Here is a 23601-nt window from a genome sequence, read left to right as displayed (position 1 = left end):
ACCATCGCTTTTGGTGTTGGTTTAAAAGTTATTCTAAAAAACTGAATAAAAAATCCTTTTGTTCCGCCCTACCAAGGTGCGAAATATGAGTTTCACAATTATGAAAACGTTTAAATTGTGCGAATATATCGCAAATAAGTGAAGAAAACGAAGAAAACGCTTTCTTTTCCTTATGGTACGCTTAACATGTAAACGATATGAAAAACAAGGGGGAATACATGTGAAATGGTGGAAACATGTCGCGAAAGGGGCGGCAACATTTGTTCTAGCCTCTGCATTAACAGCGTGCGGGGTTGTATCTTCAGGAAACGAAGGGGGAAGCGAATCATCGAAAAAAGACGATGACAAAATTGTCATAGGACTTTCTATGGACACACTGAAGGAAGAACGTTGGCAGAGGGATAAAGAATTGTTTGAGGCAAAAGTGAAAGAGCTTGGAGGGGAAGTAAAAACGTTAGCGGCAAACGGAGATGATGCTGTGCAATTGAGCCAAGCCGAACAGCTCATTTCCGAAGGAGTAGATGTACTTGTTGTGATCCCCCACAACGCCGAAGCCTCTGCTCCAATTGTAGATAAAGCACATAAAGAAGGAATTCCTGTAATAGCGTATGATCGATTAATAAAAAACGCAGATGTTGATTATTATGTTTCATTTGACAATGTGCGCGTCGGTGAAATGCAAGCACAAGCGATTGTAGAGAAAGCACCAAAAGGAAATTACGTTTACATCGGTGGAGCAGATACAGATAACAATGCCCATTTATTCCGCCAAGGAGCGATGAACGTATTAAAGCCGCTTGAAGAAAAAGGCGACATTAAAATTGTTTACGATCAATTCTCAAAAGATTGGAAACCAGAAGAAGCGTTAAAAAATATGGAGAACGCATTAACAGCAAACAATAATAACATTCAAGCCGTTGTTGCAGCGAATGACGGAACAGCAGGTGGAGTCATTCAAGCATTAGCCGCACAAGGATTGGCAGGAAAAGTACCTGTTTCTGGACAAGATGCTGACTTGGCAGCACTCCAACGAATCGTTGAAGGTACTCAAACGATGACAGTATATAAGCCAATTAAAGCTATTGCAACAAAAGCAGCGGAGATGGCTGTTTCTTTAGCGAAAGGCGAGAAAATCGAAACGAATCAAACTGTATCAAACGGCAAAATTGATGTTCCATCTGTTTTACTTGATCCGATTGCGGTAACAAAAGACAACGTATTAGATACAGTCATTAAAGATGGGTATCACAAATTAGAGGACGTATTCAAAAACGTACCGAAAGATCAATGGCCAAAACAATGAAAACAAGGGGCTGGCTTTGCCAGACCCTTATTTTCAACATGATACAACGGGAGTGAAACGAATGTATGCGTTAGAAATGATGAATATTACAAAAGAGTTTCCCGGTGTGAAAGCGCTTGACCGTGTTAGTTTCAAAGTGAAAAAGGGAGAAATTCATGCGCTTTGTGGCGAAAATGGTGCTGGAAAATCGACGTTGATGAAAGTGTTAAGCGGACTATATCCAGCTGGCACGTATGATGGTGAAATTCGTATTGATGGCAAACCAGTCTCGTTTCGAAATATTGTTGATGCGGAACGGGCGGGCATTGCGATCATCCACCAGGAGCTTGCACTCGTAAAAGAAATGACGGTTGGCGAAAACATTTTTTTAGGACGCGAGCCACGTAAATTCGGTGTCATTCAATGGGATCAATTGTATTATGAAGCAGAAACATGGTTAAAGAAAGTCGGATTAACAATTTCTCCACGAACAAAAATCCATTCACTCGGCATAGGTCAACAGCAATTAGTTGAAATCGCAAAGGCGCTCGCAAAACAAGCAAACATTTTAATTTTAGATGAACCCACGGCAGCTTTAACTGAAAGTGAAGTTGAAATTTTAATGGGTATTTTAGAACAGCTACGGGCACAAGGAGTTGCGTGTATTTATATTTCTCATAAAATGCCAGAAGTATTTCGATTAGCAGATTCGATCACCGTATTGCGCGACGGAAAATCTATTGCGACACTTTCACGCGCAGAAACGAATGAAGATGAAGTAGTTGCGCTTATGGTTGGACGCGAATTGACAGAACGTTATCCGTACGTCAAAAAAACGCCGCGGCATGTCGTATTAGAAGTGAAAAACTATTCCGTTTGGCATAAAGAAAAACCGATGAAAGTCAACGATGGTATTCATATGACTGTTCGTGCTGGGGAAATTGTCGGAATTGCTGGCTTGATGGGAGCTGGGCGAACGGAACTAGCGATGAGCTTGTTCGGTGCATACGAAGGAAAAGCTGAAGGAGAAGTATGGATGGAAGGAAAGCAAGTACACATTCGCTCTGTGCAAGACGCCATTCGCTCGGGCATTGCACTTGTCACAGAAGATCGAAAAAGGTTAGGTCTTGTACTCGGAATGGATGTTAAAACAAACACGACACTAGCAAGTTTAAAAAACATTAGCCGTTTGCAAGTCATTAATCAAAATGAAGAGTTAAAGTGGAGTCAAAAGTATGTCGATGAACTAAAAACGAAAACAGCGTCTTTAGAAACAGCGGTTGGTACGTTATCTGGAGGAAATCAACAAAAAGTCGTATTAGCGAAATGGTTAATGGCGAAGCCAAAGCTTTTAATATTAGACGAGCCAACACGCGGTATTGATGTTGGTGCAAAATATGAGATTTATCATTTAATGAATCAATTAGCTGAAGAAGGCGTTGCCATCATGATGATTTCTTCTGAGCTTCCAGAAATTTTAGGAATGAGCGATCGCATTTATGTCATGCGTGAAGGACGAATTGTGAAAGAGTTATCACACGATGAAGCAACACAAGAAAATATTATGATGGCAGCGACAGGAGGGGAATGAGTCATGGAAGTAAAAGCAGTCATCGAACAGCAACAAAAGAAGAAAAATATATTTGGAAAAGTAGATATTCGTGCTTATACGATGATCGGTGCACTCATTGCGATTTGGATTTTCTTTGGTATGTTAAATGAGACGTTTTTAAGCGCGCGAAATTTATCCAACTTATTTACACAAATGTCGGTTACCGCTATTTTGGCAATTGGTATGGTGCTCGTCATCGTTGCGGGGCATATTGACCTTTCCGTCGGTTCGATCGTCGGATTAACTGGTGGCATCGCAGCCATTTTAAGCAACTGGATGGGAATGCCGACATCTGTTGTCATCGTATGCACGTTGCTTGCGGGAGCGCTTGTCGGTTTTGTTCAAGGATGGCTAGTTGCTTATCGCGCGATCCCAGCGTTTATCGTTACGTTAGGTGGGATGATGATTTTTCGTGGGGCGTTAATGGGGATTACAAAATCAACAACCATCCCAATTTTTGATGCTCAATTTATCGCTTTAGGAAGCGCATATTTTACAAACGCCTTTGGTATCGTGCTTGCGGTGATCGCTATTGTTTCTTTATTCGTTTCTACGTTCCGTAAGCGAAAATCGCGGCAACAATACGGCTTTACTGTCTCGCCATTACCGATTGAGATTGCTAAACTACTTGTCATTAGCGTACTTATTTTGTTATTCGTTTTGACGATGAACAGTTATAAAGGAATTCCTTTTCCTATTATTTTTGTTATTGCACTCGCATTGATCTTTTCATTCATTGCGACAAAAACGACATTTGGTCGTCATGTATATGCAATTGGAGGCAACGTGGAAGCCGCTCGTTTATCTGGTATTAACATTCAACGTCATACGATGATGTTGTTTGTTTTTACAGGATTGCTTTCTGCCATTGCGGCTCTCGTGTTAACGGCACGCTTATCATCAGCTACCATTTCAGCGGGACAAATGTACGAACTAGATGCGATTGCTGCTTGCGTCATCGGTGGAACGTCGTTAATGGGTGGATCAGGTACAATTATCGGTGCAATGATCGGAGCCATGGTCATGACGTCGCTCGATAACGGGATGTCGCTACTCGGTATGGAGACATTTTGGCAATACATTGTAAAAGGAAGTATTTTAATTTTAGCCGTTTGGATCGATATTGCTAGCCGAAAAAGAAAAGTAAATTAATAAAGGGCGCCCAGAAAGGAAGAAAATAGTACCTTTCTAGGCGCTTCTTTTGTATGAAAATGGAAATGTTTTAGAAATATACTGTTAGGGGGGATATTTTCATACTTCCCATTCCATTTTCCATCGGGATGTGGGGGAAAAAAATCGAGCTGATCGTTCATGCGATCAGTTTTTTTGTTGAAATGTGTATTTTTTAAAAATTTAAAAAATGCATCTTGTCTATTCTGTTGATTCATATTATATTATTCTTGTGAAAATATTAAATTTTCAGAAAATAAAAAAGGGGGATTGACATGAAAAGGAAAAAGACGCTTTCTATTTTTACATCTGCTGCTTTAGCCATTGGTTTGTTAGCTGGCTGTTCAGCAGAGAAAACGTCGGAAACGACGAAAAACGGTGGAGAATCTGGAGGGGGGACAGTCATTAAAATTGCCACACAAAGTCCGCTTTCTGGTGGAGCAGCAACGTTAGGAGAATCGATCAAACTCGGGGCTCAACTCGCTTTAGAAGAGCAAAAAGAAAAATTCGAGAAGTTAGGTTTCAAATTAGAACTCGTTCCATATGACGATCAAGCCGATCCGAAAAAAGGAGTAGCAAACGCTCAATTAATTGGAGCCGATCAGCAAGTTTTAGGTGTAGTTGGACATTTGAACTCAGGTGTTGCCATTCCATCCTCAGAAATTTACGAAAAATATAGCATCCCAATGGTCTCTCCAGCAAACACAGCAACAGATGTCACTGACCGAGGTTTAAAAACGGTGAACCGCATTTGTGCACGTGACGATTTCCAAGGTCCTGCAGGTGCAACATTCGCTGTTGAAAAATTAGGAGCAAAGAAAATTTTTATCATTCAAGATAAAACGGCATACGGCACAGGCTTAGCAGAAGCGTTTAAAAAAGGAGCAGAAGAAGCAGGTGCTGAAATTGTTGGATTTGAAGGAATTACAATTGGTGAGAAAGACTTTAATGGCGTATTAAATCAGGTGCTCGCGAAAAAACCGGATCTCGTTTATTTCGGTGGGATGTATACAGAAGGTGGCATGTTAATTAAGCAAGCTCGTGATAAAGGTATTAATGTACCATTTATGGGCGGAGATGGGATGGACTCGTCAACGCTTGTTGAAATTGCGGGCGATGCAGTGAAAAATACATTCATTACATCTGCAGCAGGTATTGCAACGACGACAGAGGCTGGAAAGCAGTTTGCTGAAAAGTATAAACAAAAATTCGGCAAAAATATTGAGTCGTATTCTGCTTATGGATATGATGCGATGGGTGTTTTATTAAAGGCGATTGAAGATGCGATTAAAGCAAACGGAAACAAACTTCCTTCCCGTGAACAAGTAGCGGAAGCGGTTCGTAACGTTCAAGATTATGAAGGAGTTGTGACAAAAGTAAGCTTTGATGAAAAAGGGGACAACAAATACGCGAAAATTTACATTTACAAATTTGAAGAAGCAACATATCCGGCTCGATTAGAAGATGAAGTAAGTAAATAATGATGCATACGTGTGAAAAGGGTATGACAGTTTGCCGTACCCTTTTCTTGTAAATTTTTTCACGAGCAAAGGGACAAGCTAAATGTTTTTAGAAAAAGACAAGGAAATGGAGGAACCACATATGATCGAACATGTGCTACAAACATTGCCCCAAGTCATCATCGACGGATTGGCATTGGGCGCTGTATACGCCATTGTCGCTCTCGGATATACAATGGTGTACGGCATTTTAGAACTCATTAACTTCGCTCATGGAGAAATTTTCATGACAGGTGCGTTTATTGGGACAGCGCTTTTATTATCATTTTCTGCTTTTGGCTGGCTATCTTCTATGCCGATGTTGTTGGCGTTACTTCTCGTTCTTGTAGCGACATCGATTGTGACGGGATTGCTCGGCATGGGTATTGAACGAATTGCTTATCGTCCATTGCGAAATGCCCCGAAATTAATTACACTCATTACAGCAATTGGTATTTCCTTCTTATTACAAGATTTTGTTCGTTTTATTACAGAATTAAAGAAAGGAAACTACATTTTAACTGGTCCAAGTTTGTTTACTGGGCAAGTAAACATTTCAGCTTCCTCTATTTGGTCAGGATTTCATGACGCCTCAGTTAAGTCCTCTTTCTTTATCGTTTTAGTTACAGCTGTTGTCATGATGGTGACGCTTGACTTTTTTGTGAATAAAACGAAGTGGGGGATGGCGATGCGTGCTGTCGCCCAAGATCGTGAAACGGCTGCGCTTATGAGTGTAAATGTCAATAAAGTGATCGCTTTAACGTTTTTTATTGGATCTGCATTAGGTGGAGCAACAGGTGTTCTTTTTGCGATTCAATATGGAACGATTGATCCATACATCGGTTTCATTTTAGGATTGAAAGCTTTTACCGCCGCGGTATTAGGTGGGATTGGAAACATTCGTGGTGCGATGTTTGGTGGCATTGTTCTCGGTCTGCTTGAAATGTTTGCAGCGGCCAACTTACCGATCGTCTCTGATGGAATATTAGGAGCGGAGTACAAAGACGTGTTTGCTTTTTCTATTTTAATTATTGTTCTTATTTTTAAGCCAGAAGGACTATTCGGAAAAGTGTCCGTTGAGAAAGTGTAGGTGGTCGAGATGAAAAAATGGTTGAACGTATTCGAGCAAAATAAACGTTTTCAGGCGACCTTGATTGGTGCGTATATCGCTATCACGTTTGCTAGTTTATATTTAGCACAAAAATCCGTTATTGCTTTTTTGCTTTTGCTTTCTTCGCTTTTAGTTTTATATTTTACGACATTTTCGAATCGTGTGAAGTGGGTCATCGGCATTCTCGTATTAAGCGTGCTATTGCCTCTAGCCGCAAGCCAAGGAGAAGCTTATCAATCATATATGGAAGTGGCCACGTTAGTCGGAATTTACATTGCGATGGCGCTTGGATTAAACATTGTTGTAGGACTTGCTGGTCTTTTAGACTTAGGCTTCGTAGCGTTTTTTGCCATCGGTGCTTATACGTACGGTATTTTCGCGACAGCACAAGCAAACAACTTTATGCCATTTGGAAAGTATCCACTATCCGGAGAAAGTTTTTGGATATTTTTAATTATCGGATGTGTTATTGCTGCGATATTTGGCGTGTTGCTCGGCATTCCGGTGTTACGAGTAAAAGGCGATTATTTAGCGATCGTAACGCTCGGATTTGGAGAAATTATTCGTATTATTTTCAATAATTTAGATAAGCCAGTTAACATTACAAACGGTGCGATGGGGCTCGCTTCTGTTCAACCACCCAAACTGTTTGGGATTGAATTTATGTACCCGAGTCAATTTTATTATGTCGTATTAGTGATTTTGTTGCTTACGATTTTTATTGTCCGTCGTTTAGAATATTCGAAAATTGGTCGAGCATGGAAAGCGGTACGGGAAAATGAAATTGCCGCACAAGCGATGGGTATTCCGCTCGTTCGTACAAAGTTGATGGCGTTTGCCGTTGGCGCTTCATTTTCAGGAATGATGGGTGTCGTATTTGCAGCAAAACAGACGTTTGTTGATCCAACAAGCTTTACACTGCTCGAGTCCATTACAATTCTCGTCATGGTCATTTTAGGAGGCATGGGTAGCGTCCCGGGGGTCATACTCGGTGCGGCGCTCGTAACGATTTTAAATCTTCAAGTGCTCACAGAGTTAACAAACTGGTTGAACCAGCTTAGTTTAAGTGGAGTCGTTCACATTCCTGATGCACTATCTCCAGCTAAAATGCAACGGTTTATTTTTGGCTTGATTTTAATTGGATTTGCTTTGTATCGTCCACAAGGATTGTTGCCGGCAAAAAATCCTCGTTTTGATGAAAAAGAGTTGAAAAGTGGTGTAACAAACGTAGCAGATGGAAAGGAGGGAGCGAAAGGTGTCTATTTTAACGGTTAAACAATTAACAAAGCAATTTGGTGGGCTTGTAGCAAACAACAATATTGATATGGATGTACAACAAGGATCTATTACAGCGGTTATCGGACCGAACGGTGCGGGGAAAACAACATTGTTTAACATGGTCACCGGGGTGTATCAGCCGACGAGCGGTGATATTTTATTAAATGGCGAGTCGCTCGTTGGACTAAAGCCTCATCAAGTTGCACAAAAAGGCATTTCGCGCACGTTCCAAAATATCCGTTTATTCGGAGCGATGACGGTATTAGAAAATGTCATGGTTGGCATGCATACACATTTACGTAGCGGGTTATTTCATACGATATTTTCTACTCCATTGATGCGCAAAGAGGAAAAAGAAGCGAAACAAGAGGCGTATCGTCTTTTGCAATATGTCGGTTTGGAGTCACTTTATAACGAAGAGGCAAAAAATTTATCTTATGGGGCGCAGCGAAAACTTGAAATTGCCCGCGCACTAGCGACGAAACCAAAAGTGTTGCTATTAGATGAGCCTGCCGCTGGAATGAATCCGAAAGAAACAGCGGAATTGACGAAGCTCATTTATAATATGCGTGAACAATTGCAACTAACAATTATTTTAATTGAACATGATATGAAGCTCGTGATGGAAATTTCTGAACATATTATTGTGTTAGATCATGGAGAAAAAATTGCTGAAGGTACGCCAGATGACATTCGAAATAATGAAAAAGTCATTGAAGCTTACTTAGGAAAAGGAGCGACAACAGCATCGTAGGAGGGGATGGCGAGTGAGTTTGTTGCGTTTAGAGTGCGTTCATACGTTTTATGGTGGAGTTCATGCGCTAAAAGGAATTGATTTAGAAGTATGTGAAGGGGAAATTGTTACGTTAATCGGCAGTAACGGTGCCGGAAAATCGACGACATTAAAAACAATTAGCGGACAAGTGAAGGCGAAAAGTGGGAGCATTGTATACGAAGGAAAAAACATAACAAATACGCCACCACATATGACCGCCTTAGCAGGCATCGCCCATGTTCCTGAAGGACGGAGAATTTTTCCGAGATTGACGGTAAAAGAAAATTTAGAAATGGGCGCCTTTTCGGTGAATGATAAAAAAGAAATAGCTGAGCGAATGGAGCGAGTATTTCATTATTTCCCTCGGCTAAAAGAGCGTCTACAACAAAAAGGGGGGACAATGAGTGGAGGAGAGCAACAAATGTTGGCGATCGGTCGTGCTTTAATGATGAAACCGAAGTTGCTCATGTTAGATGAACCATCGATGGGGTTAGCCCCAATTATCGTCGAGCAAATTTTTCATATTATTCGAGAGTTAAACGATGAGGGAATGACGATTTTGCTTGTCGAACAAAACGCATTTCAAGCGTTGCAAATCGCGCATCGTGGCTACGTCATTCAAACAGGAGAAATTACAATGTCAGGTACAGGAAAAGAACTGCTTGGAAACGAACAAGTACGAGAAGCATATTTAGGGTGAAACACAAGGCGTCTGGCGACAAAAGCTAGCGCCTTTTTGTATAATTGTTTTGGAGGGATGGATGTGCACATTGATACAGTAATATTGCGACATTTAGAAATGGAATTAAAATCACCGTTTACAACAAGCTTTGGAACGATGAAAACGCGACCTGTTTTATTAGTGGAAGCGATTGATGAAAATGGCGAGCGAGGATGGGGGGAAGGTGTTGCTTTTTCTGCCCCTTGGTATACGGAAGAAACGTTGGAAACGACGTGGCATATGCTTGAACATTTTTTAATTCCGCTTCTTTTTCAAGCGCCCGTTCATCATCCAGATGAATTGCGCACCCGATTTTCGATGATTCGCCGCAATTACATGGCCAAAGCAGCGCTGGAAGGGGCGGTATGGGATGTATTTGCCAAACGACATCGGATGTCATTAAGCGCGGCGCTCGGCGGCGAAAAACAAGAAGTGGAAGTTGGGATAAGCATTGGCATTCAGCCAATAACGAATTTGCTAAAACGAATGGAGCAAGCGCTTGCGGAAGGATACAGGCGTGTAAAAATAAAAATTAAGCCAGGATGGGATGTGGATGTCGTTCGTGTCGTTCGTCAACATTTCCCTGATGTTCCGCTTATGGTCGATGCAAACTCCGCTTACTCGTTACACGACATCGATCGCTTACAAGCGCTCGATGACTATGAGTTGCTGATGATTGAACAGCCGCTTGCTGTAGATGACATCGTTGATCATGCGAAATTACAAGCAAAGTTAAACACACCGATTTGTTTAGATGAAAGCATATGTTCATACGAAGATGCCAAAAAAGCCATTGAATTGCAAAGTTGCCGAATCATCAATATAAAAATTGGTCGAGTAGGTGGATTAACGGAAGCGAAACGCATTCATGATTTATGCCAACAACATCATATTCCTGTATGGTGCGGCGGTATGTTAGAAGGCGGAGTTGGACGAGCACATAGCATCGCTTTAGCAACACTTCCTCATTTTTCTTTGCCAAGCGATACCGCTGCGTCGGCAAATTATTGGGACCGTGATTTCATTGATCCAGAAGTTACCGTTCATCATGGACGCATTTTCGTTTCGAAACAGCTTGGTATAGGCTATGAAGTGAATAGGAAAGAAGTTGAAAGGCGTGTCGTTCGCTCAAAAATATATAAGCGTGTGAAAGGATGATGATATGTTTGATCCGACGATTTTTGATAATTTAAAAACGGTTGTTGAAGGAGCCATTTACGATCTAGATACAAATGATGAACTGATTGCGATCATTGATCGCTCAGACATCGTTGACTTAGCGAAATTTACGCGCGCGTACGCTCTTTCTTTTCAATTGCGTCATGCTCATCAAGTGACGTGTACTATTTCGCTTGAAATGACGCTCCAGCATATTGCAAACGAGTTGTTACACGAAGATGTTACGAACGCAGGCTGTACTGTGACGGTTTCGTTTTCTTTTTCAGCTACACATGTTGATTGCGGAGACGTAGAACAGGCGCTAAAGCACATTTGGGGGGAACAGCGCACAGTGATCCAAACGTTAACGTATACATACCCAAAACATGAACGATATACTCATCAAGTGACGATTGATTTCGAACGTACGATTAACGAAAGCCATGTTGACGATTTATTACAGATGATTCCATACATCATTCGTTCCCTTGAACAGTTGCTTTTGTATGCTGAACAAAAATAATTGAAGGCATGTGATATTCCAAGTATGATAGAAGTGAAAATGATTATAGTTATCATACTTGGAGTGTTGCTGAATGAAAAAAATACATTTTTGTAAAAAGAATAAATTCGCAACGAAAACGTTGTATCAATTTTTAAAACAAACGTTCAAACATGTGAAAGTGAAGCGAAAAGATTGCGTCGGCAAATGCAAAATGTGCAAACATTGTCCGTTCGTTTTAATCGACGGAGAAGCGGTAAAAGCGGCGACGACGGATGAATTGTATGATCGTATTTCTTATGAAATGACAAAACAATGGTGGGCGTTTCGGGAAAAATAAGCAGGAATTTTTTTATTTTTGTTTAAATTCATGTGTGAAAGGGGGGAAAATGATGTGGTCAGAAGTAAAACAAGTGTTATCTCGCACGATGTCCTCGCTTGCTTTTGAAACATGGATTGAAGGAACGACAGCGACGATGGAAGAACATACGGTCACTATTCATTGCACAAACCCAATGCAAAAAAGTTGGATTGAAACGTTGTATATGTCTTACATTGAACAAGCGGTCGAAAAAGTTTGCGGAAAACGGATGGTTGTCAAGTTAGAGGCACCTCATGAGCTTTCTAACGAGCAATTTATGCGTATGTGGAACTACATGATTACCCTCGAAAAACAAACGTGGCATCTTGAAGCGCGGGTCACAAAAGTGGAACGGCAAATGGAAGAAATAGAAAAAGAAGTGGCGCAACTGCGCGAACGGACAGAATTTCTTGAACGACTGCTTGGAACAGATGAGCAATCTGTACAGAAAACGTATATTCATTAAAAAGGTGTTCCAAATGATGGAACACCTCTGTTTGTTAACATTTTTTATAATGTACTGTCATACATAATTTACCACAGCAAGACCCAGATGCTACAGGGGCATCGTTAGTGGATTTGGGGGTATGAAGACATTTAATTGATACTTTTTTCAAGCTATTAAACGTTTTTGAAAAAGATTGCCCTTCTGTTAATATGGCAACCTTCATATCGTTCACGTGTACCTCGACCCCATCACAACTATTTTCAACTAATACAGTTACTGTTCCAAACGGTTTAATGACATCTCCATCTGCTTCCCAAATTGTGTGATCTGTACTATCACATGAAAACTCCCAATTTTGACAAACTTCATCCGTCACAATTGGACGGTCTGGACAACATCCTCCACAGCTCATCATATCCGCTCCTTTTCGTTTAATTGAAGAATCATCTTCCTTTATATACAATGCGAGGAAAGGAAAAGTGTATAGGATTTTGTCCTATGTTGCACACCTAATTTTTACACATTTTTTTCATCGCATGCCTATGCACGAATATACATACGCACATAGTATGATATATCGAATGAAAAAGGGGGGATGGCAAGTGGAAAAGCATTGTATTCATGTGGAAAAAGTATTTGACTGGGTTGCGCGCTCGGTAAAATTAACAAAAAGGGAAACGTTGACAGAACCTATTGTGAAACACGAGATTTGTGTCGACATTTGTACACCGTGCGGAAAAAAAACGATCGTATGGTCAGCGGAAAAAAACGTGCAAGCGTTTGGAACGGTGACGGTTGTATATGAGCAAGGGTGCGGGCAAAAAATGGACGTCTTTATAAATGGAGAATTTGCTTTTTCGTTGCAAGAAGGAGAATCTCGCTCAGTGACCATATCACATTTACATGACGTTCAAGTTGAATGTAAAGGAGATGGCACGTGCGTCGGACGTGTATGTATTCAACTTCATCAACAGATTCATCGGATGAATGATTGTGAACATATTCGTTGCATATTGACTGATGCATGTGGACAGCCGATTGAACCAGGAGAGATGACTTGTCGCATCCTTGATGAACGACAGACAGTTCGTGTAACGTTGCCGAATGGAAAACATGTAAACTTACAGCGAGTATATATTCTCGTCGAGGCGTTTGTTGTGGTGCAATGCATTCAGAAAGACGGAACGGTGTGGAAAACAAAGCCGATGTCATTAGCAACGATGGAGGATGTGTTACTATGTGCCCCAGCCGAGACAACTATCGTTTGCGAAACCGTTACGGCCGACTGTAAAGTCGCATTTCTTTCAACAACGTGCCCACAAATATTTATCACTGTTCATCTTTGCCAACATGTTCAATCGCTTGGGCGTGTAAAAGTGGAATTGGAAGGAACGATCTGCTTCCCGCGTGTCGAACAACAAGTACACATATGCCCGCAACATGTTCATATACCAAGTTGTCCGATATAAAAAGAGAGCGACGCGTCAAGCGAAGCTCTCTGATCGTGTAAAGCCAAATATGCCTGAAATAAAGCAACTATTGATGATCCATGTTTCGTTCGTTTTCGTCAGACGGACGGTTCCTTTCCCGACCGCATCAATCGTGACGTTTTGCATATTATTGAACTGCCCGGTAGCTAACGTGTCGACATCAACCGTTTGCCCTTGGATATGTTGCAAAAAGCTTGTAATTGAACGTTCACAACAATCGCACGTTTCGTCGATCGCAGGTAGAGAAATGTCTTTCAATACGTTTCCTCTTACTCCGACGACGTTACAAATTGGAAATGCTGCAGATCTTTTCTCTTGTTCTGTACCTGGAATTGTGCCAGTAACAATAAAGTCATTTACAATTGAACCGATCGTAAAATTATTATTTCCTTGTCCCGGTCCTGTTTGATCGAGCGTTGCAATATCGACTTCTTTTCCATTTAGCTGTGCTAACACAATTTTCATTCCCTCGACACAGCATGGACATTCGTCACGCTGTGGAGGTAACGGTTTATGGCGTATAGGTGCGCAACAACAACATTTTTTCATCGTTTCCCCCCTCTCTCACTTTATTGTATGAACGAGAGAGGGAAAGGTGTGGACGGGTCGTTATAAAAACGGATTGCGCCATTCCATAAGCAAAGCGTAGTTGCACGACTGGGCATCTTCTAAATAATTAGCAACGACTTTCACTGGTGTGCGCCCGCAGCGAAGTAAAAAAGTAATAACAGGGTCTGTGAGTTTTCCTTTTATAACTGCATCTACATATTGTTCGGCAGTCATTTCATTGGCATATCGATGATATTCGGGCATTCGACTCCCACCTAATAGCCGTTCAAGCTTTTGATGGACGACAACTTCGTACATCGACTGCATGAGCCACTTTCCTAAACCGAGTTTGCGATATGCTGGACGCACACCAATGTCAACGACGTATAACGTATTGCCGTTTCGATTATGATTGCGAATGTATCCGCTGTCCGTTATTTCTTCCCACGTATGATCAGCGTCGTTCGGATGGTAGTTCACAATTAAACCGGTCATCGATCCGACGACTTCCCCATCAATTTCGACACATAATGCTCCTTCTGGAAAAAGTGTGATATGATTCATGAGTTGCTCTTTATTCCACCATAGTTCAGATGGAAAAGGGGGTGGAAAGCTTTCTTGTTGAATACGAATTAACGCATCGATATCTTTTTCTTCATAGTTGCGAATAAGCGCAGGAATAGGACGATCATCATGAAATACGTAAAGTTGCTTTTTATACATTTTGTTCCTCCTTACGTCCAATCTGTATATAAATCTATGCGACGGTCGCGCCAAGTGGTTACCGAACCGCGCTCGCGAACGTCGTAAAGAAGCTGTAAATCAAGATCCGCTGTAATGATCATATCGTCGTTTATTTCTCCTTCGGCTAGAATACCGCGTGGCGGGAACGGAATATCGTTCGGTGTAATGATCGCTGCTTGCCCGAAGTTTGCGCGCATAAAATCAACGGTTGGCAATGACCCGACTGTCCCTGTTGTGACGACGTATACTTGATTTTCAATCGCACGGGCGTGACATGTGTAGCGTACGCGATGAAATCCGTGGCGATCATCGGTACACGACGGACAAAAAATGACATCCGCTCCTTTTGCGCGCGCCATGCGTACAATTTCAGGAAATTCAATGTCATAACATGTTAAAATCGCAATCGTTCCTTTTATTGTTTGAAAGACGTGTAATGTATCGCCGCCATGCATATTCCATTCGTTCACTTCCGTCGGCGTAATATGTAGCTTTGCCTGTTCGGCAATCGTTCCATCGGGATAAAATAAATGTGCCACATTATATAGTCGATCTTCTCTTTTTATGACATGTGTCCCACCAATAATATGCATATTCGTCTGTTTCGCAAGAGTTGAAAATAATGAGCGATATGCATCTGTAAACGTCGGAAGTTCTTCAATCGTTATGCCATCTCCAATGGACATGAGTTGCGTCGTAATAAACTCAGGGAAGAGCACAAATTCAGCACCAAATTCTTGCGCGGTTTTTACGTAATGTTCAACTTGTTTTGCAAACTGTTCAAATGATGCAATCGTATGTAAATGATATTGAACCGCACTGACGCGCATTTTCAATGACACTCACCTTCTTTTTTTGTATTTTTTCACCATTATAACGAACATTTTTTATTTTGTCTGAATCGAAGCATCGTTTGTGTAGAAAAAATGATCGATGTGTTACAATAGCGCTAAAGGAGGAATATGAAATGAGCATTTATGATTTTCGTGTACGTACGATTCGTGGGGAAGAGCAATCGTTAGCGCAGTATAAAGGAAAAGTATTATTAATCGTCAATACAGCAAGCAAATGTGGATTGACGCCACAGTACGAACAATTGCAGCAATTGTATGACAAGTATAAAGATCGCGGTTTTGTTGTGCTCGGTTTTCCGTGCAATCAATTCGGAAATCAAGAGCCAGGATCCGAAGAAGACATCTCACAGTTTTGTCAACTCAATTATGGTGTGACGTTTCCGATGTTTGCGAAAGTGGACGTAAACGGTCCAAACGCCCATCCGCTCTTCACTTACTTAACGGAACAAGCACCAGGTGTATTAGGAACGAAAGCGGTGAAATGGAATTTTACAAAGTTTTTAGTTGATCGCAAAGGTCAAGTTGTTGAGCGGTTTGCCCCAACAACAAAGCCACTCGAGCTTGAACAACATATTGAATCGTTGCTTCACGAACCCGTCTCTGAATGAAAAAGAGACGGTTTTTTGTTTGAAGTAATGGATGTGTCTATACGGATTTTTGTATAGTGCATATGTTGAGATAGTAGGGATTTATGTCAAATAGGAGGGGTTATATGTTCATTGAACCTTGGATCGTAGATGAAACGATGCATGAGTTTTTCGTACCGGACTATATTGAACAAATGGCAGAAGATGTTTTGCGTCATTACGATTTATCAGTTCAAAGTAGGCAAGTTGTCACGACGAAGCCGGATAAAGGGGGAGCTATTTGGAAGTTAGAAACGAACAAAGGGCCAAAAAGTTTAAAATTGCTTCATCGTCGTCCAACACGCAGTTTGTTTAGCCTTGGCGCTCAGCGATATTTAGTCGATGTGCAAAACGCAAATGTCCCGCCGATTGTACAAACGAAAGAAGGGATGGACTATGTAGAGGCGGGAGGAAAACTATGGTTTGTTGCTGAGTGGATCGAGCCGTTATTTCCTGTAACGAAAGATTTAGAAGGAGCGAAACAGCTTTGTTATGCGCTTGGTGAGTTTCATCGTTTAAGTAAAGGATACGTTCCTCCAAAAGGAGCAGAAATCGCGTCCCGACTGTATAAATGGCCAAAAACGTATGAAAAAACGATAAACAAAATGGACTGGTTTCGCCAATTGGCGAAGGCGTATAAAGAGATGCCTGCAAGTGCGATGTTACTGGAAGTTGTCGACCGCTTTCAAGCACAGGCGCGCGAAAGTTTCATAAGATTACAACAATCCGCGTACATCCAGCTAGTCGAACGCGGACATAGCGAATGGGGATTAGTGCATCAAGATTATGGTTGGTCGAACGGACAAATGGGTGCAGACGGCATGTGGATTATCGATTTAGATGGCGTGGCGTATGATTTGCCCATCCGAGATTTACGAAAACTGATTTCCGGTACGATGGCTGATTTATACCGCTGGGATGCTCAATGGGTGCGAGAGATGATTCGTGCGTATCATGAAGCGAATCCGATCGACGCTTCATTATATGACATATTGATGATTGATTTGTCACTTCCGAATGAATTTTACAAAAACTTAAAAGAAGTTGTATATGAACCAGAGCTGTTTTTAACGGAACAAACGATGCAACTCATTGAAATGATTGTTGCCACGGATGAAACGAAATGGCCGGTTCTGGCGGAAATTGAAAACGATTGGAAGGAGAACGGAAACAGATGAATATTTTAATGATTTGTACAGAAAAACTACCTGTTCCTCCTGTGCTCGGTGGCGCGATTCAAACGTATATTGCTGGTATTCTCCCTTATCTTCACCGTGCACATCGTATTACGGTATTAGGTGTACAACATGAAACGTTGCCACACGAAGAAACGATCGACGGCATTCATTATGTACGTGTCCCGGGGGGAACGTTTGACACGTATCGGGATCACGTCGTTCAATACGTGCAAGCTCATTCGTTTGATCTCATCCACATCTTTAACCGTCCACGTCTCGTTTTACCTATTCGTCAAGTCGCTCCTCATGCTAAAATTACACTTAGCATGCATAACGATATGTTTCAAGTGGCGAAAATCAGCCGTGAAGAAGCAGAAGAAGTGATTAGGCAAGTATGTGCGATTGTCACCATTAGCAACTACATCGGCCAAGTCATTCGTGACCTATACCCAGAAGCAGAGGGGAAATTACGAACGATTTACTCCGGTGTCGACTCGGAACGATTTTTACCAGGGAATCATCCGAATATGGCGTCGATTCGTAAACAGCTACGCCAAGCGCATGGCATCGATCAAAAAACAGTCATTTTATTTGCAGGGCGTTTATCGCCAAATAAAGGGGTCGACAAACTAATTCAAGCATTGCCGGAACTTGCGAAGCGATTTAACGACTTAGCGCTCGTTATCGTCGGAAGCAAATGGTTTAGTGAAGAAGGGACGACAGATTATATTGCTTACGTTCGTTCATTAGCTAAAAGATTACCGATTCCTGTTGTAGCGACAGGGTTTGTGTCGCCAAATGACATTCAACATTGGTTTGCTGCTGCTGACTTATTTGTTTGTACGTCGCAATGGCAAGAGCCGCTTGCTCGCGTTCATTATGAGGCGATGGCGGCAGGGCTTCCGATTGTTACAACCGCTCGTGGTGGGAATCCAGAAGTCATCGTTCCAAATGAAAACGGTGTTGTTGTCGAAAGGCCAGAAGATCCGCAAGACTTTGTGGAAAAAATGACATATGTGTTATCCAATCGTACACTAATGAAGAAGATGGGGGAAAACGGGCGTAAATTAGCGACATCACTTTATCGTTGGGAGCGCGTGGCATCAGATTTGCTTCATGTATGGCAACATGTCGAACAAATCGATCTTTCTACGACAGAAGCCATTGTTTCTGTTAAGGAAACGGTTGAGCAAGTCGTTGCGGAACAGCCGACCGAGCCCGTTTTACCACCTTTACAACCAATTCAAGAAGAAGTGGTGTTGAATAAAAAAAGGAAAAAAGCATTTGTATGGGCGATTACGACATAAAACCCCCACTTATGTTTGTGGGAGTTTCGGTCTCGTTTGCATATACAAATAAAAGTCATCGTTTTGTTTTTCTGTGATGACGTCGCGTAAAATTTGAGCAAGGACTGTGCTATACACAGTTCCGTTATCTCCGTAAGCATAGACGAAATAACAGTTTGGAAAGGAATCGTACACTCCAATCATCGGAAGGCCATCGTGCGTCCCGCCGTAAAAGGCAGCTAAATAAAATTCAGGAACGACGTGAATATCGGGGAAAAGTCGATGAAATTCCTCGATGAGTCGTTCTTTTTTATGCATCAGCTTTGCGTCGCGGTCATCCGCATAAGCTGTATTTTCATCCAGACCTCCGATAATAATGCGATCGTCAGCTGTTGTGCGCATATACACGTACGGACGGGCCGTCTCCCAAATAAGCGTACGTTTATACCAACTTGAAAAATCTTTGACACGATTTGTAATCACAGCATATGAACTAACGAGTAACGCTTTTTTTTCTTGTTTCACTTCTAACGTTTCGTAGCCTGCGGCAAAAATAACTGTTCGAGCTCGAATGGAATGCCCGTTTTTCGTATAGCATGTTGCCATATGTTGTTCGAGTTTTTTTCCGTTGATTTCTGTTTCTTCAAAAATACGCACCCCACGTTGTTTCGCATATTCTAATAAACCAATTGTCAATTTATATGGGTTTAATTCTCCATCCCCCGTTGTATATAAAGCGGCATGCTTTGTAAACGGATAATGGCGACGAATTTGTTGTTCATCTAACCAAACAACAGGATATCCTTGCTTTTTTAATGCTGTATATTCTTTTTCGAGCTTTTGAACATCTTCGGCCACGCTTGCGTAATACAAACTATCTCTTCTTTGAAATTCCACATCGATATGTAAACGACTGGCCGCTTGTTCAAGTTCATCGACTGCTTGTTGACAAAGCGTTAAATGGCGCGCAGCATATGTTTCACCAAAGCTGTTAACGAGCTCAAAAAACATTTTATCTCCGAGACACTGAATTAGTGCCGTATTTGTCATCGTACTCCCGTATCCAGCTTTTCTTTTATCGACGACAACGACGTCTAAATCCATTTCACTTAAATAATAAGCACATAACGCCCCAGAACCACCCGCTCCGACAATTAACACGTCACATTGTATGTCGCTCTCAAGAGGGGGATACGAAGGAGCGTCGGGAAATGTCGTTGGCCAATATAACTTTCCAGTTTGTAAATCCATCGCAATAACCACCTTTCTTCTCCGTTCTAGTCTTTTTTATATTGACCTGCATATGTAAAAGTATGCGGCAACAACAATGTCATTTATATATTGACATAGCAAAAAGCTTTCTTATTTTTGGAATATTTGATAAAATGAAACGGAGCATCACATGGATGACAAGAAAGTAGGGATGGAATGTGAAAGTATTTTTGGACTTAATGTGGTTTTTTAAACAAGAAAAAAAAGCATATATGATCGGAATTATATTACTTGCGATTGTGTCGTTGCTTGAGCTTGTTCCACCGAAAGTGATTGGGCACGTTGTTGATGCGATAAAAGCAGGAGAATTAACGAAAGAAAAGCTTGCGATGTGGTTAAGCTTACTCGCAGGCGTTGCGATTTGTATGTACGGTTGTCGTTACGTTTGGCGGACGATGATTTTTGGATCGGCGGCGAAGCTTGCTCGGCTGTTGCGCGATCGGCTGTACGGTCACTTGACAACGATGTCTCCGTCTTTTTATCAACATCGACGCATCGGTGATTTAATGGCACATGCGACAAATGATTTACAAGCGATCCAGCAAACAGCGGGTGTTGGTGTTTTAACGCTTGTTGATTCACTATGCATCGGCGGATTTGTGATTGCGACGATGGCATTTACAATTAGTTGGAAACTAACGCTCATTTGTTTATTGCCAATGCCGCTCATGGCTTATTTAACAAGCTACTACGGGTCGTTGCTTCATCAACGTTTTCATCATGCGCAAGAGGCTTTTTCCGCTTTAAACGATAAAGTGCAAGAAAGCATTGCAGGCATAAAAGTAATAAAAACGTTCGGACAAGAAAAAGAAGAAATTGAGTCGTTTCGAGTACAAGCGGATGATGTCGTTCGAAAAAATATGGCGGTTGCTCGCATTGATTCGTTGTTTGATCCAACGATTTCGCTTATTGTCGGCGTGTCGTTTTTTTTAGCGATCGTTTTTGGTGCCCGTTTTGTCGTGCAAGGAGAGTTGACAATTGGGCAACTCGTTTCTTTTACGATGTATTTAGGGCTTCTCATTTGGCCAATGTTAGCGTTCGGATGGTTATTTAATATTGTCGAACGCGGTCGCGCTTCGTATGACCGTGTTTCCTCGTTGTTGCGCGAAAAACCAGATATACAAGAAAAGGAAGGGTTACTTGATGAAGTACCAACAGGTGACATCACGTACGATATTCGCTCCTTTACGTATCCGAATGAAACGAAGCCAACATTACAGCACATTCAGTTTACATTAAAAAAAGGAGAAACGTTAGGAATTGTTGGGAAAACAGGAGCCGGAAAAACGACGCTTTTAAAAGTGTTATTGCGTGAGTTTGTTGGGATGGATGGAGACGTTTATTTTGGCGGACATTCGATTACACAATATCGGTTAGAACGATTGCGCGAAGCGATTGGTTATGTACCACAAGATCATTTTCTTTTTTCTGCCTCCATTCGTGACAATATTGCTTTTGCTCGACCAGATGCCAGTCAAGAAGAAGTAGAGCATGTCGCCAAACTCGCTCAAGTGCATGATGATATTGTACAGTTTCCAGAAGGGTATGAAACAGTTGTTGGTGAAAGAGGTGTGTCTTTATCGGGAGGACAAAAGCAACGGCTATCGATTGCGCGTGCATTGCTCCTTGATCCGGAAGTGCTTATTTTAGACGACTCGCTATCCGCAGTCGATGCTCAAACGGAAGAACGCATTTTACGAGCGTTGAAAGAAAATCGAGCCGGCAAAACGACGATTATTGCGACGCATCGGTTAAGTGCCATTCAACACGCGCATTTAATTTTAGTGCTTGAAGATGGAAACATTGTTCAGCGAGGTACGCACGAAGAGCTTGTGGCCCAAGACGGTTGGTATCGGGATATGTATGTTCGCCAACAGCTCGAACAGTTTGTGGAACGTGGAGGTGCGCAATGAAATCGAATATGAATCAACGGCAAGTGTTTATGCGGCTCATGAGCTATGCGATCCCGCATCGAAAGTCACTGTTTTTTGCTTTTTTTCTTTTAGCCTTAACGACTGCGGGCGAAGTGCTCGGCCCGATTATTGTAAAAGTGTTTATTGATGACTACTTAACACATATGACATTTCCGCTTCAAGCGATGATCGGATTAGCAGCTGCCTACGTCACGATCCACATTGCGAAAGTCGTTCTTTCTTACTTTCAATTGCTGAAGTTTCAAGAAATTGCGCTAAAAATTATTCAACAGCTGCGCATCGATGTATTTGCGAAAGTACAATCGTTAGGAATGCGCTATTTTGACCAGACGCCAGCGGGGAGCATCGTATCGCGAGTGACAAATGATACGGAAGCGATTAAAGAAATGTTTGTTGAAGTGCTCGTCACATTTATCCAAAGTGCTTTTTTCTTAATTGGTGTGTTTGTTGCGATGTTTTTGCTCGATGTCCGTTTAGCTACTTTTTGTTTAGTAATTTTACCGGTTATTTATATCATTATTCGTACGTATCGAAAGTATAGTTCGGTGTTTTATAGCGATTTGCGCGAGCGGTTAAGCCAGCTGAATGCAAAGTTAAATGAGTCGCTTCAAGGTATGGCGATCATCCAAGCGTTCCGCCAACAAAATCGGATGAGAGAACAATTTGGAGACATTAACGAAAAACATTATATAGCGGCAATGAAAAATATTAAACTTGATAGTTTATTGCTTCGTCCAGCGACAGACGTCGTTTATGTATTTTCGCTTATTGTCGTTTTAAGTTATTTTGGCATCTCTTCTTTTCAAAGTCCGGTTGAAATCGGTGTGTTATACGCCTTCGTCAATTATTTAGAGCGTTTTTTTGAACCGATTAACCAAATGATGATGCGGCTATCGATGTTTCAGCAAGCGCTCGTTGCTTCGTCGCGCGTGTTTCAATTGTTAGATGAACGAGAAGAAGAGCCGAAACAATATGAGCAACCACTTGTGATTGAAAAAGGAACGGTGGAATTTCGCAATGTATCGTTTAGTTATGATGGAAAACGCGACGTGTTAAAAAACATTTCGTTTATCGCTCGACCTGGAGAAACAGTTGCGCTCGTCGGTCATACAGGAAGCGGAAAAAGTTCGATCATTCAACTGCTCATGCGCTTTTACGAGTTTGAACGCGGGGACATTTTGATTGATGGACATTCCATTAAAGCATATCCGAAAAGAGAATTGCGAAAAAATATCGGCCTTGTTCTTCAAGATCCGTTTTTGTTTTATGGGACGGTGCGAGATAACATTCGACTTCATCATAAACGTCTGACAGATGAAGATATAGAACAAGCTGCGACATTTGTTCAAGCCCATTCGTTTATTGAAAAATTGCCAAAAGGGTACGACCATCCCGTGACAGAGAGGGGGACGACGTTTTCGAGCGGCCAACGTCAACTCATTGCATTTGCTCGTACAATTGCGATCAATCCAAAAATATTAGTGCTTGATGAAGCAACGGCAAATATCGATACAGAAACAGAGGAAGCCATTCAACAAGCGCTCGAAAAGATGAGAAAAGGGCGAACGACGATTGCGATTGCCCATCGTTTATCAACAATTCAAGATGCCGATCAAATTCTCGTTTTGCATCAAGGTGAAATTGTTGAGCGTGGCACGCATCAACAGTTGCTTGCAAAACGAGGGCTATATTATCGAATGTACGTCTTGCAAAATGGGTTAACCGAAGATGTATGTATATAAAAGTTTTTC

The 23601-nt window shown here is 41.6% G+C and carries 23 protein-coding genes; 18 read left to right on the top strand and 5 right to left on the bottom strand.

Going from position 1 to position 23601, the window contains the following annotated elements; genetic code table 11:
* Positions 1-220 precede the first annotated feature (220 nt).
* The 12 genes from xylF to EKC99_RS10950 all read left to right on the top strand — a co-directional run bounded on the left by xylF (position 221) and on the right by EKC99_RS10950 (position 11935).
* Positions 221-1303: a D-xylose ABC transporter substrate-binding protein gene (gene xylF / locus EKC99_RS11005; RefSeq protein WP_163151896.1), complete on the top strand. Its 1083-nt coding sequence runs from the start codon at positions 221-223 to the stop codon at positions 1301-1303.
* 16 nt (positions 1304-1319) lie between these two features.
* Positions 1320-2873: a xylose ABC transporter ATP-binding protein gene (locus tag EKC99_RS11000; protein ID WP_019417744.1), complete on the top strand. Its 1554-nt coding sequence runs from the start codon at positions 1320-1322 to the stop codon at positions 2871-2873.
* 3 nt (positions 2874-2876) lie between these two features.
* Complete coding sequence (locus EKC99_RS10995; protein ID WP_163151894.1) at positions 2877-4046, top strand: sugar ABC transporter permease; 1170 nt, start codon at positions 2877-2879, stop codon at positions 4044-4046.
* A gap of 293 nt (positions 4047-4339) precedes the next feature.
* Positions 4340-5545 (top strand): branched-chain amino acid ABC transporter substrate-binding protein, encoded by a 1206-nt coding sequence (locus EKC99_RS10990; protein WP_163151892.1) that lies wholly within the window; start codon positions 4340-4342, stop codon positions 5543-5545.
* A gap of 121 nt (positions 5546-5666) precedes the next feature.
* Positions 5667-6653, top strand: coding sequence for a branched-chain amino acid ABC transporter permease (locus EKC99_RS10985; RefSeq protein ID WP_009361350.1), 987 nt, complete (start codon positions 5667-5669; stop codon positions 6651-6653).
* 9 nt (positions 6654-6662) lie between these two features.
* On the top strand, positions 6663-7949 hold the full coding sequence (locus tag EKC99_RS10980; protein WP_163151890.1) for a branched-chain amino acid ABC transporter permease: 1287 nt from the start codon (positions 6663-6665) through the stop codon (positions 7947-7949).
* Positions 7930-8706: an ABC transporter ATP-binding protein gene (locus tag EKC99_RS10975; protein WP_163151888.1), complete on the top strand. Its 777-nt coding sequence runs from the start codon at positions 7930-7932 to the stop codon at positions 8704-8706. The genes EKC99_RS10980 and EKC99_RS10975 overlap by 20 nt, the downstream gene beginning before the upstream one ends.
* 13 nt (positions 8707-8719) lie before the next feature.
* Positions 8720-9427, top strand: coding sequence for an ABC transporter ATP-binding protein (locus tag EKC99_RS10970; RefSeq protein WP_009361347.1), 708 nt, complete (start codon positions 8720-8722; stop codon positions 9425-9427).
* Between the two features lie 57 nt (positions 9428-9484).
* Positions 9485-10606 (top strand): o-succinylbenzoate synthase, encoded by a 1122-nt coding sequence (gene menC / locus EKC99_RS10965; protein WP_163151886.1) that lies wholly within the window; start codon positions 9485-9487, stop codon positions 10604-10606.
* 4 nt (positions 10607-10610) lie between these two features.
* Entirely contained in the window at positions 10611-11129 is a 519-nt protein-coding gene (locus EKC99_RS10960) for a hypothetical protein (RefSeq protein ID WP_163151884.1), read from the top strand.
* Positions 11130-11202: 73 nt separating this feature from the next.
* Positions 11203-11448: a YuzB family protein gene (locus EKC99_RS10955; protein WP_009361344.1), complete on the top strand. Its 246-nt coding sequence runs from the start codon at positions 11203-11205 to the stop codon at positions 11446-11448.
* Positions 11449-11497: 49 nt separating this feature from the next.
* Entirely contained in the window at positions 11498-11935 is a 438-nt protein-coding gene (locus EKC99_RS10950; protein ID WP_240468855.1) for a DnaA N-terminal domain-containing protein, read from the top strand.
* Positions 11936-11969: 34 nt separating this feature from the next.
* Here EKC99_RS10950 and EKC99_RS10945 read toward each other — a convergent pair whose 3' ends face one another.
* A complete protein-coding gene (locus tag EKC99_RS10945; protein WP_240468854.1) occupies positions 11970-12332 on the bottom strand; it encodes a DUF3992 domain-containing protein in 363 nt (120 codons plus the stop codon).
* Between the two features lie 187 nt (positions 12333-12519).
* Here EKC99_RS10945 and EKC99_RS10940 point away from each other — a divergent pair, with 187 nt between their 5' ends.
* Positions 12520-13386: a BMQ_0737 family morphogenetic spore coat protein gene (locus EKC99_RS10940; RefSeq protein ID WP_240468853.1), complete on the top strand. Its 867-nt coding sequence runs from the start codon at positions 12520-12522 to the stop codon at positions 13384-13386.
* 15 nt (positions 13387-13401) lie between these two features.
* Here EKC99_RS10940 and EKC99_RS10935 read toward each other — a convergent pair whose 3' ends face one another.
* Genes EKC99_RS10935 through EKC99_RS10925 form a run of 3 tightly spaced genes read right to left on the bottom strand, consistent with a single transcriptional unit; the run spans position 13402 to position 15536 of the window.
* The gene (locus tag EKC99_RS10935) at positions 13402-13956 is read right to left on the bottom strand and encodes a hypothetical protein (protein WP_163151880.1); all 555 of its coding nucleotides are present in this window, start codon (positions 13954-13956) and stop codon (positions 13402-13404) included.
* A 60-nt stretch (positions 13957-14016) separates the two neighbouring features.
* A complete protein-coding gene (locus tag EKC99_RS10930) occupies positions 14017-14679 on the bottom strand; it encodes a GNAT family N-acetyltransferase (protein WP_163151879.1) in 663 nt (220 codons plus the stop codon).
* Between the two features lie 11 nt (positions 14680-14690).
* Positions 14691-15536, bottom strand: a complete 846-nt coding sequence (locus EKC99_RS10925) for a carbon-nitrogen hydrolase family protein (RefSeq protein WP_163151877.1) — start codon at positions 15534-15536, stop codon at positions 14691-14693.
* A gap of 131 nt (positions 15537-15667) precedes the next feature.
* Between EKC99_RS10925 and EKC99_RS10920 the strand changes: the two genes are divergently transcribed.
* From EKC99_RS10920 to EKC99_RS10910, 3 genes are all read left to right on the top strand, one after another.
* The gene (locus EKC99_RS10920; RefSeq protein ID WP_163151875.1) at positions 15668-16162 is read left to right on the top strand and encodes a glutathione peroxidase; all 495 of its coding nucleotides are present in this window, start codon (positions 15668-15670) and stop codon (positions 16160-16162) included.
* Positions 16163-16266: 104 nt separating this feature from the next.
* The gene (locus EKC99_RS10915) at positions 16267-17358 is read left to right on the top strand and encodes a CotS family spore coat protein (RefSeq protein WP_163151873.1); all 1092 of its coding nucleotides are present in this window, start codon (positions 16267-16269) and stop codon (positions 17356-17358) included.
* Complete coding sequence (locus EKC99_RS10910; RefSeq protein WP_163151871.1) at positions 17355-18665, top strand: glycosyltransferase family 4 protein; 1311 nt, start codon at positions 17355-17357, stop codon at positions 18663-18665. The genes EKC99_RS10915 and EKC99_RS10910 overlap by 4 nt, the downstream gene beginning before the upstream one ends.
* A gap of 9 nt (positions 18666-18674) precedes the next feature.
* Here the strand turns inward: EKC99_RS10910 and EKC99_RS10905 are convergent, their stop codons facing one another.
* Positions 18675-19895 (bottom strand): NAD(P)/FAD-dependent oxidoreductase, encoded by a 1221-nt coding sequence (locus EKC99_RS10905; RefSeq protein WP_163151869.1) that lies wholly within the window; start codon positions 19893-19895, stop codon positions 18675-18677.
* A gap of 179 nt (positions 19896-20074) precedes the next feature.
* Here EKC99_RS10905 and EKC99_RS10900 point away from each other — a divergent pair, with 179 nt between their 5' ends.
* On the top strand, positions 20075-21829 hold the full coding sequence (locus EKC99_RS10900; protein ID WP_163151867.1) for an ABC transporter transmembrane domain-containing protein: 1755 nt from the start codon (positions 20075-20077) through the stop codon (positions 21827-21829).
* Positions 21826-23592 carry an ABC transporter ATP-binding protein gene (locus EKC99_RS10895; protein WP_163151865.1) on the top strand — a complete coding sequence of 589 codons (1767 nt, stop codon included), beginning with the start codon at positions 21826-21828 and terminating at the stop codon, positions 23590-23592. Before EKC99_RS10900 ends, EKC99_RS10895 begins: the two co-directional genes overlap by 4 nt.
* Positions 23593-23601: the final 9 nt, after the last annotated feature.

Source organism: Anoxybacillus sp. MB8 (assembly GCF_011006755.1).
Classification (GTDB): Bacteria; Bacillota; Bacilli; order Bacillales; family Anoxybacillaceae; genus Anoxybacillus; species Anoxybacillus gonensis.
Note: the sequence above shows the minus strand (reverse complement) of the source record. Positions and strands in the feature narration are given on the sequence as shown.

Excerpts from the sequence above, each read along its gene's own strand:
- EKC99_RS10980 (WP_163151890.1), top strand. The coding sequence starts at position 6,663 with ATGAAAAAATGGTTGAACGTATTCGAGCAAAATAAACGTTTTCAGGCG.
- EKC99_RS10950 (WP_240468855.1), top strand. The coding sequence starts at position 11,498 with ATGATGTGGTCAGAAGTAAAACAAGTGTTATCTCGCACGATGTCCTCG.
- EKC99_RS10935 (WP_163151880.1), bottom strand. The coding sequence starts at position 13,956 with ATGAAAAAATGTTGTTGTTGCGCACCTATACGCCATAAACCGTTACCT.
- EKC99_RS10895 (WP_163151865.1), top strand. The coding sequence starts at position 21,826 with ATGAAATCGAATATGAATCAACGGCAAGTGTTTATGCGGCTCATGAGC.
- EKC99_RS10920 (WP_163151875.1), top strand. The coding sequence starts at position 15,668 with ATGAGCATTTATGATTTTCGTGTACGTACGATTCGTGGGGAAGAGCAA.
- EKC99_RS10930 (WP_163151879.1), bottom strand. The coding sequence starts at position 14,679 with ATGTATAAAAAGCAACTTTACGTATTTCATGATGATCGTCCTATTCCT.
- EKC99_RS10990 (WP_163151892.1), top strand. The coding sequence starts at position 4,340 with ATGAAAAGGAAAAAGACGCTTTCTATTTTTACATCTGCTGCTTTAGCC.
- EKC99_RS10945 (WP_240468854.1), bottom strand. The coding sequence starts at position 12,332 with ATGATGAGCTGTGGAGGATGTTGTCCAGACCGTCCAATTGTGACGGAT.
- EKC99_RS10960 (WP_163151884.1), top strand. The coding sequence starts at position 10,611 with ATGTTTGATCCGACGATTTTTGATAATTTAAAAACGGTTGTTGAAGGA.
- EKC99_RS10995 (WP_163151894.1), top strand. The coding sequence starts at position 2,877 with ATGGAAGTAAAAGCAGTCATCGAACAGCAACAAAAGAAGAAAAATATA.
- menC (WP_163151886.1), top strand. The coding sequence starts at position 9,485 with ATGGATGTGCACATTGATACAGTAATATTGCGACATTTAGAAATGGAA.
- EKC99_RS10905 (WP_163151869.1), bottom strand. The coding sequence starts at position 19,895 with ATGGATTTACAAACTGGAAAGTTATATTGGCCAACGACATTTCCCGAC.
- EKC99_RS10910 (WP_163151871.1), top strand. The coding sequence starts at position 17,355 with ATGAATATTTTAATGATTTGTACAGAAAAACTACCTGTTCCTCCTGTG.
- EKC99_RS10955 (WP_009361344.1), top strand. The coding sequence starts at position 11,203 with ATGAAAAAAATACATTTTTGTAAAAAGAATAAATTCGCAACGAAAACG.
- EKC99_RS10985 (WP_009361350.1), top strand. The coding sequence starts at position 5,667 with ATGATCGAACATGTGCTACAAACATTGCCCCAAGTCATCATCGACGGA.
- EKC99_RS10915 (WP_163151873.1), top strand. The coding sequence starts at position 16,267 with ATGTTCATTGAACCTTGGATCGTAGATGAAACGATGCATGAGTTTTTC.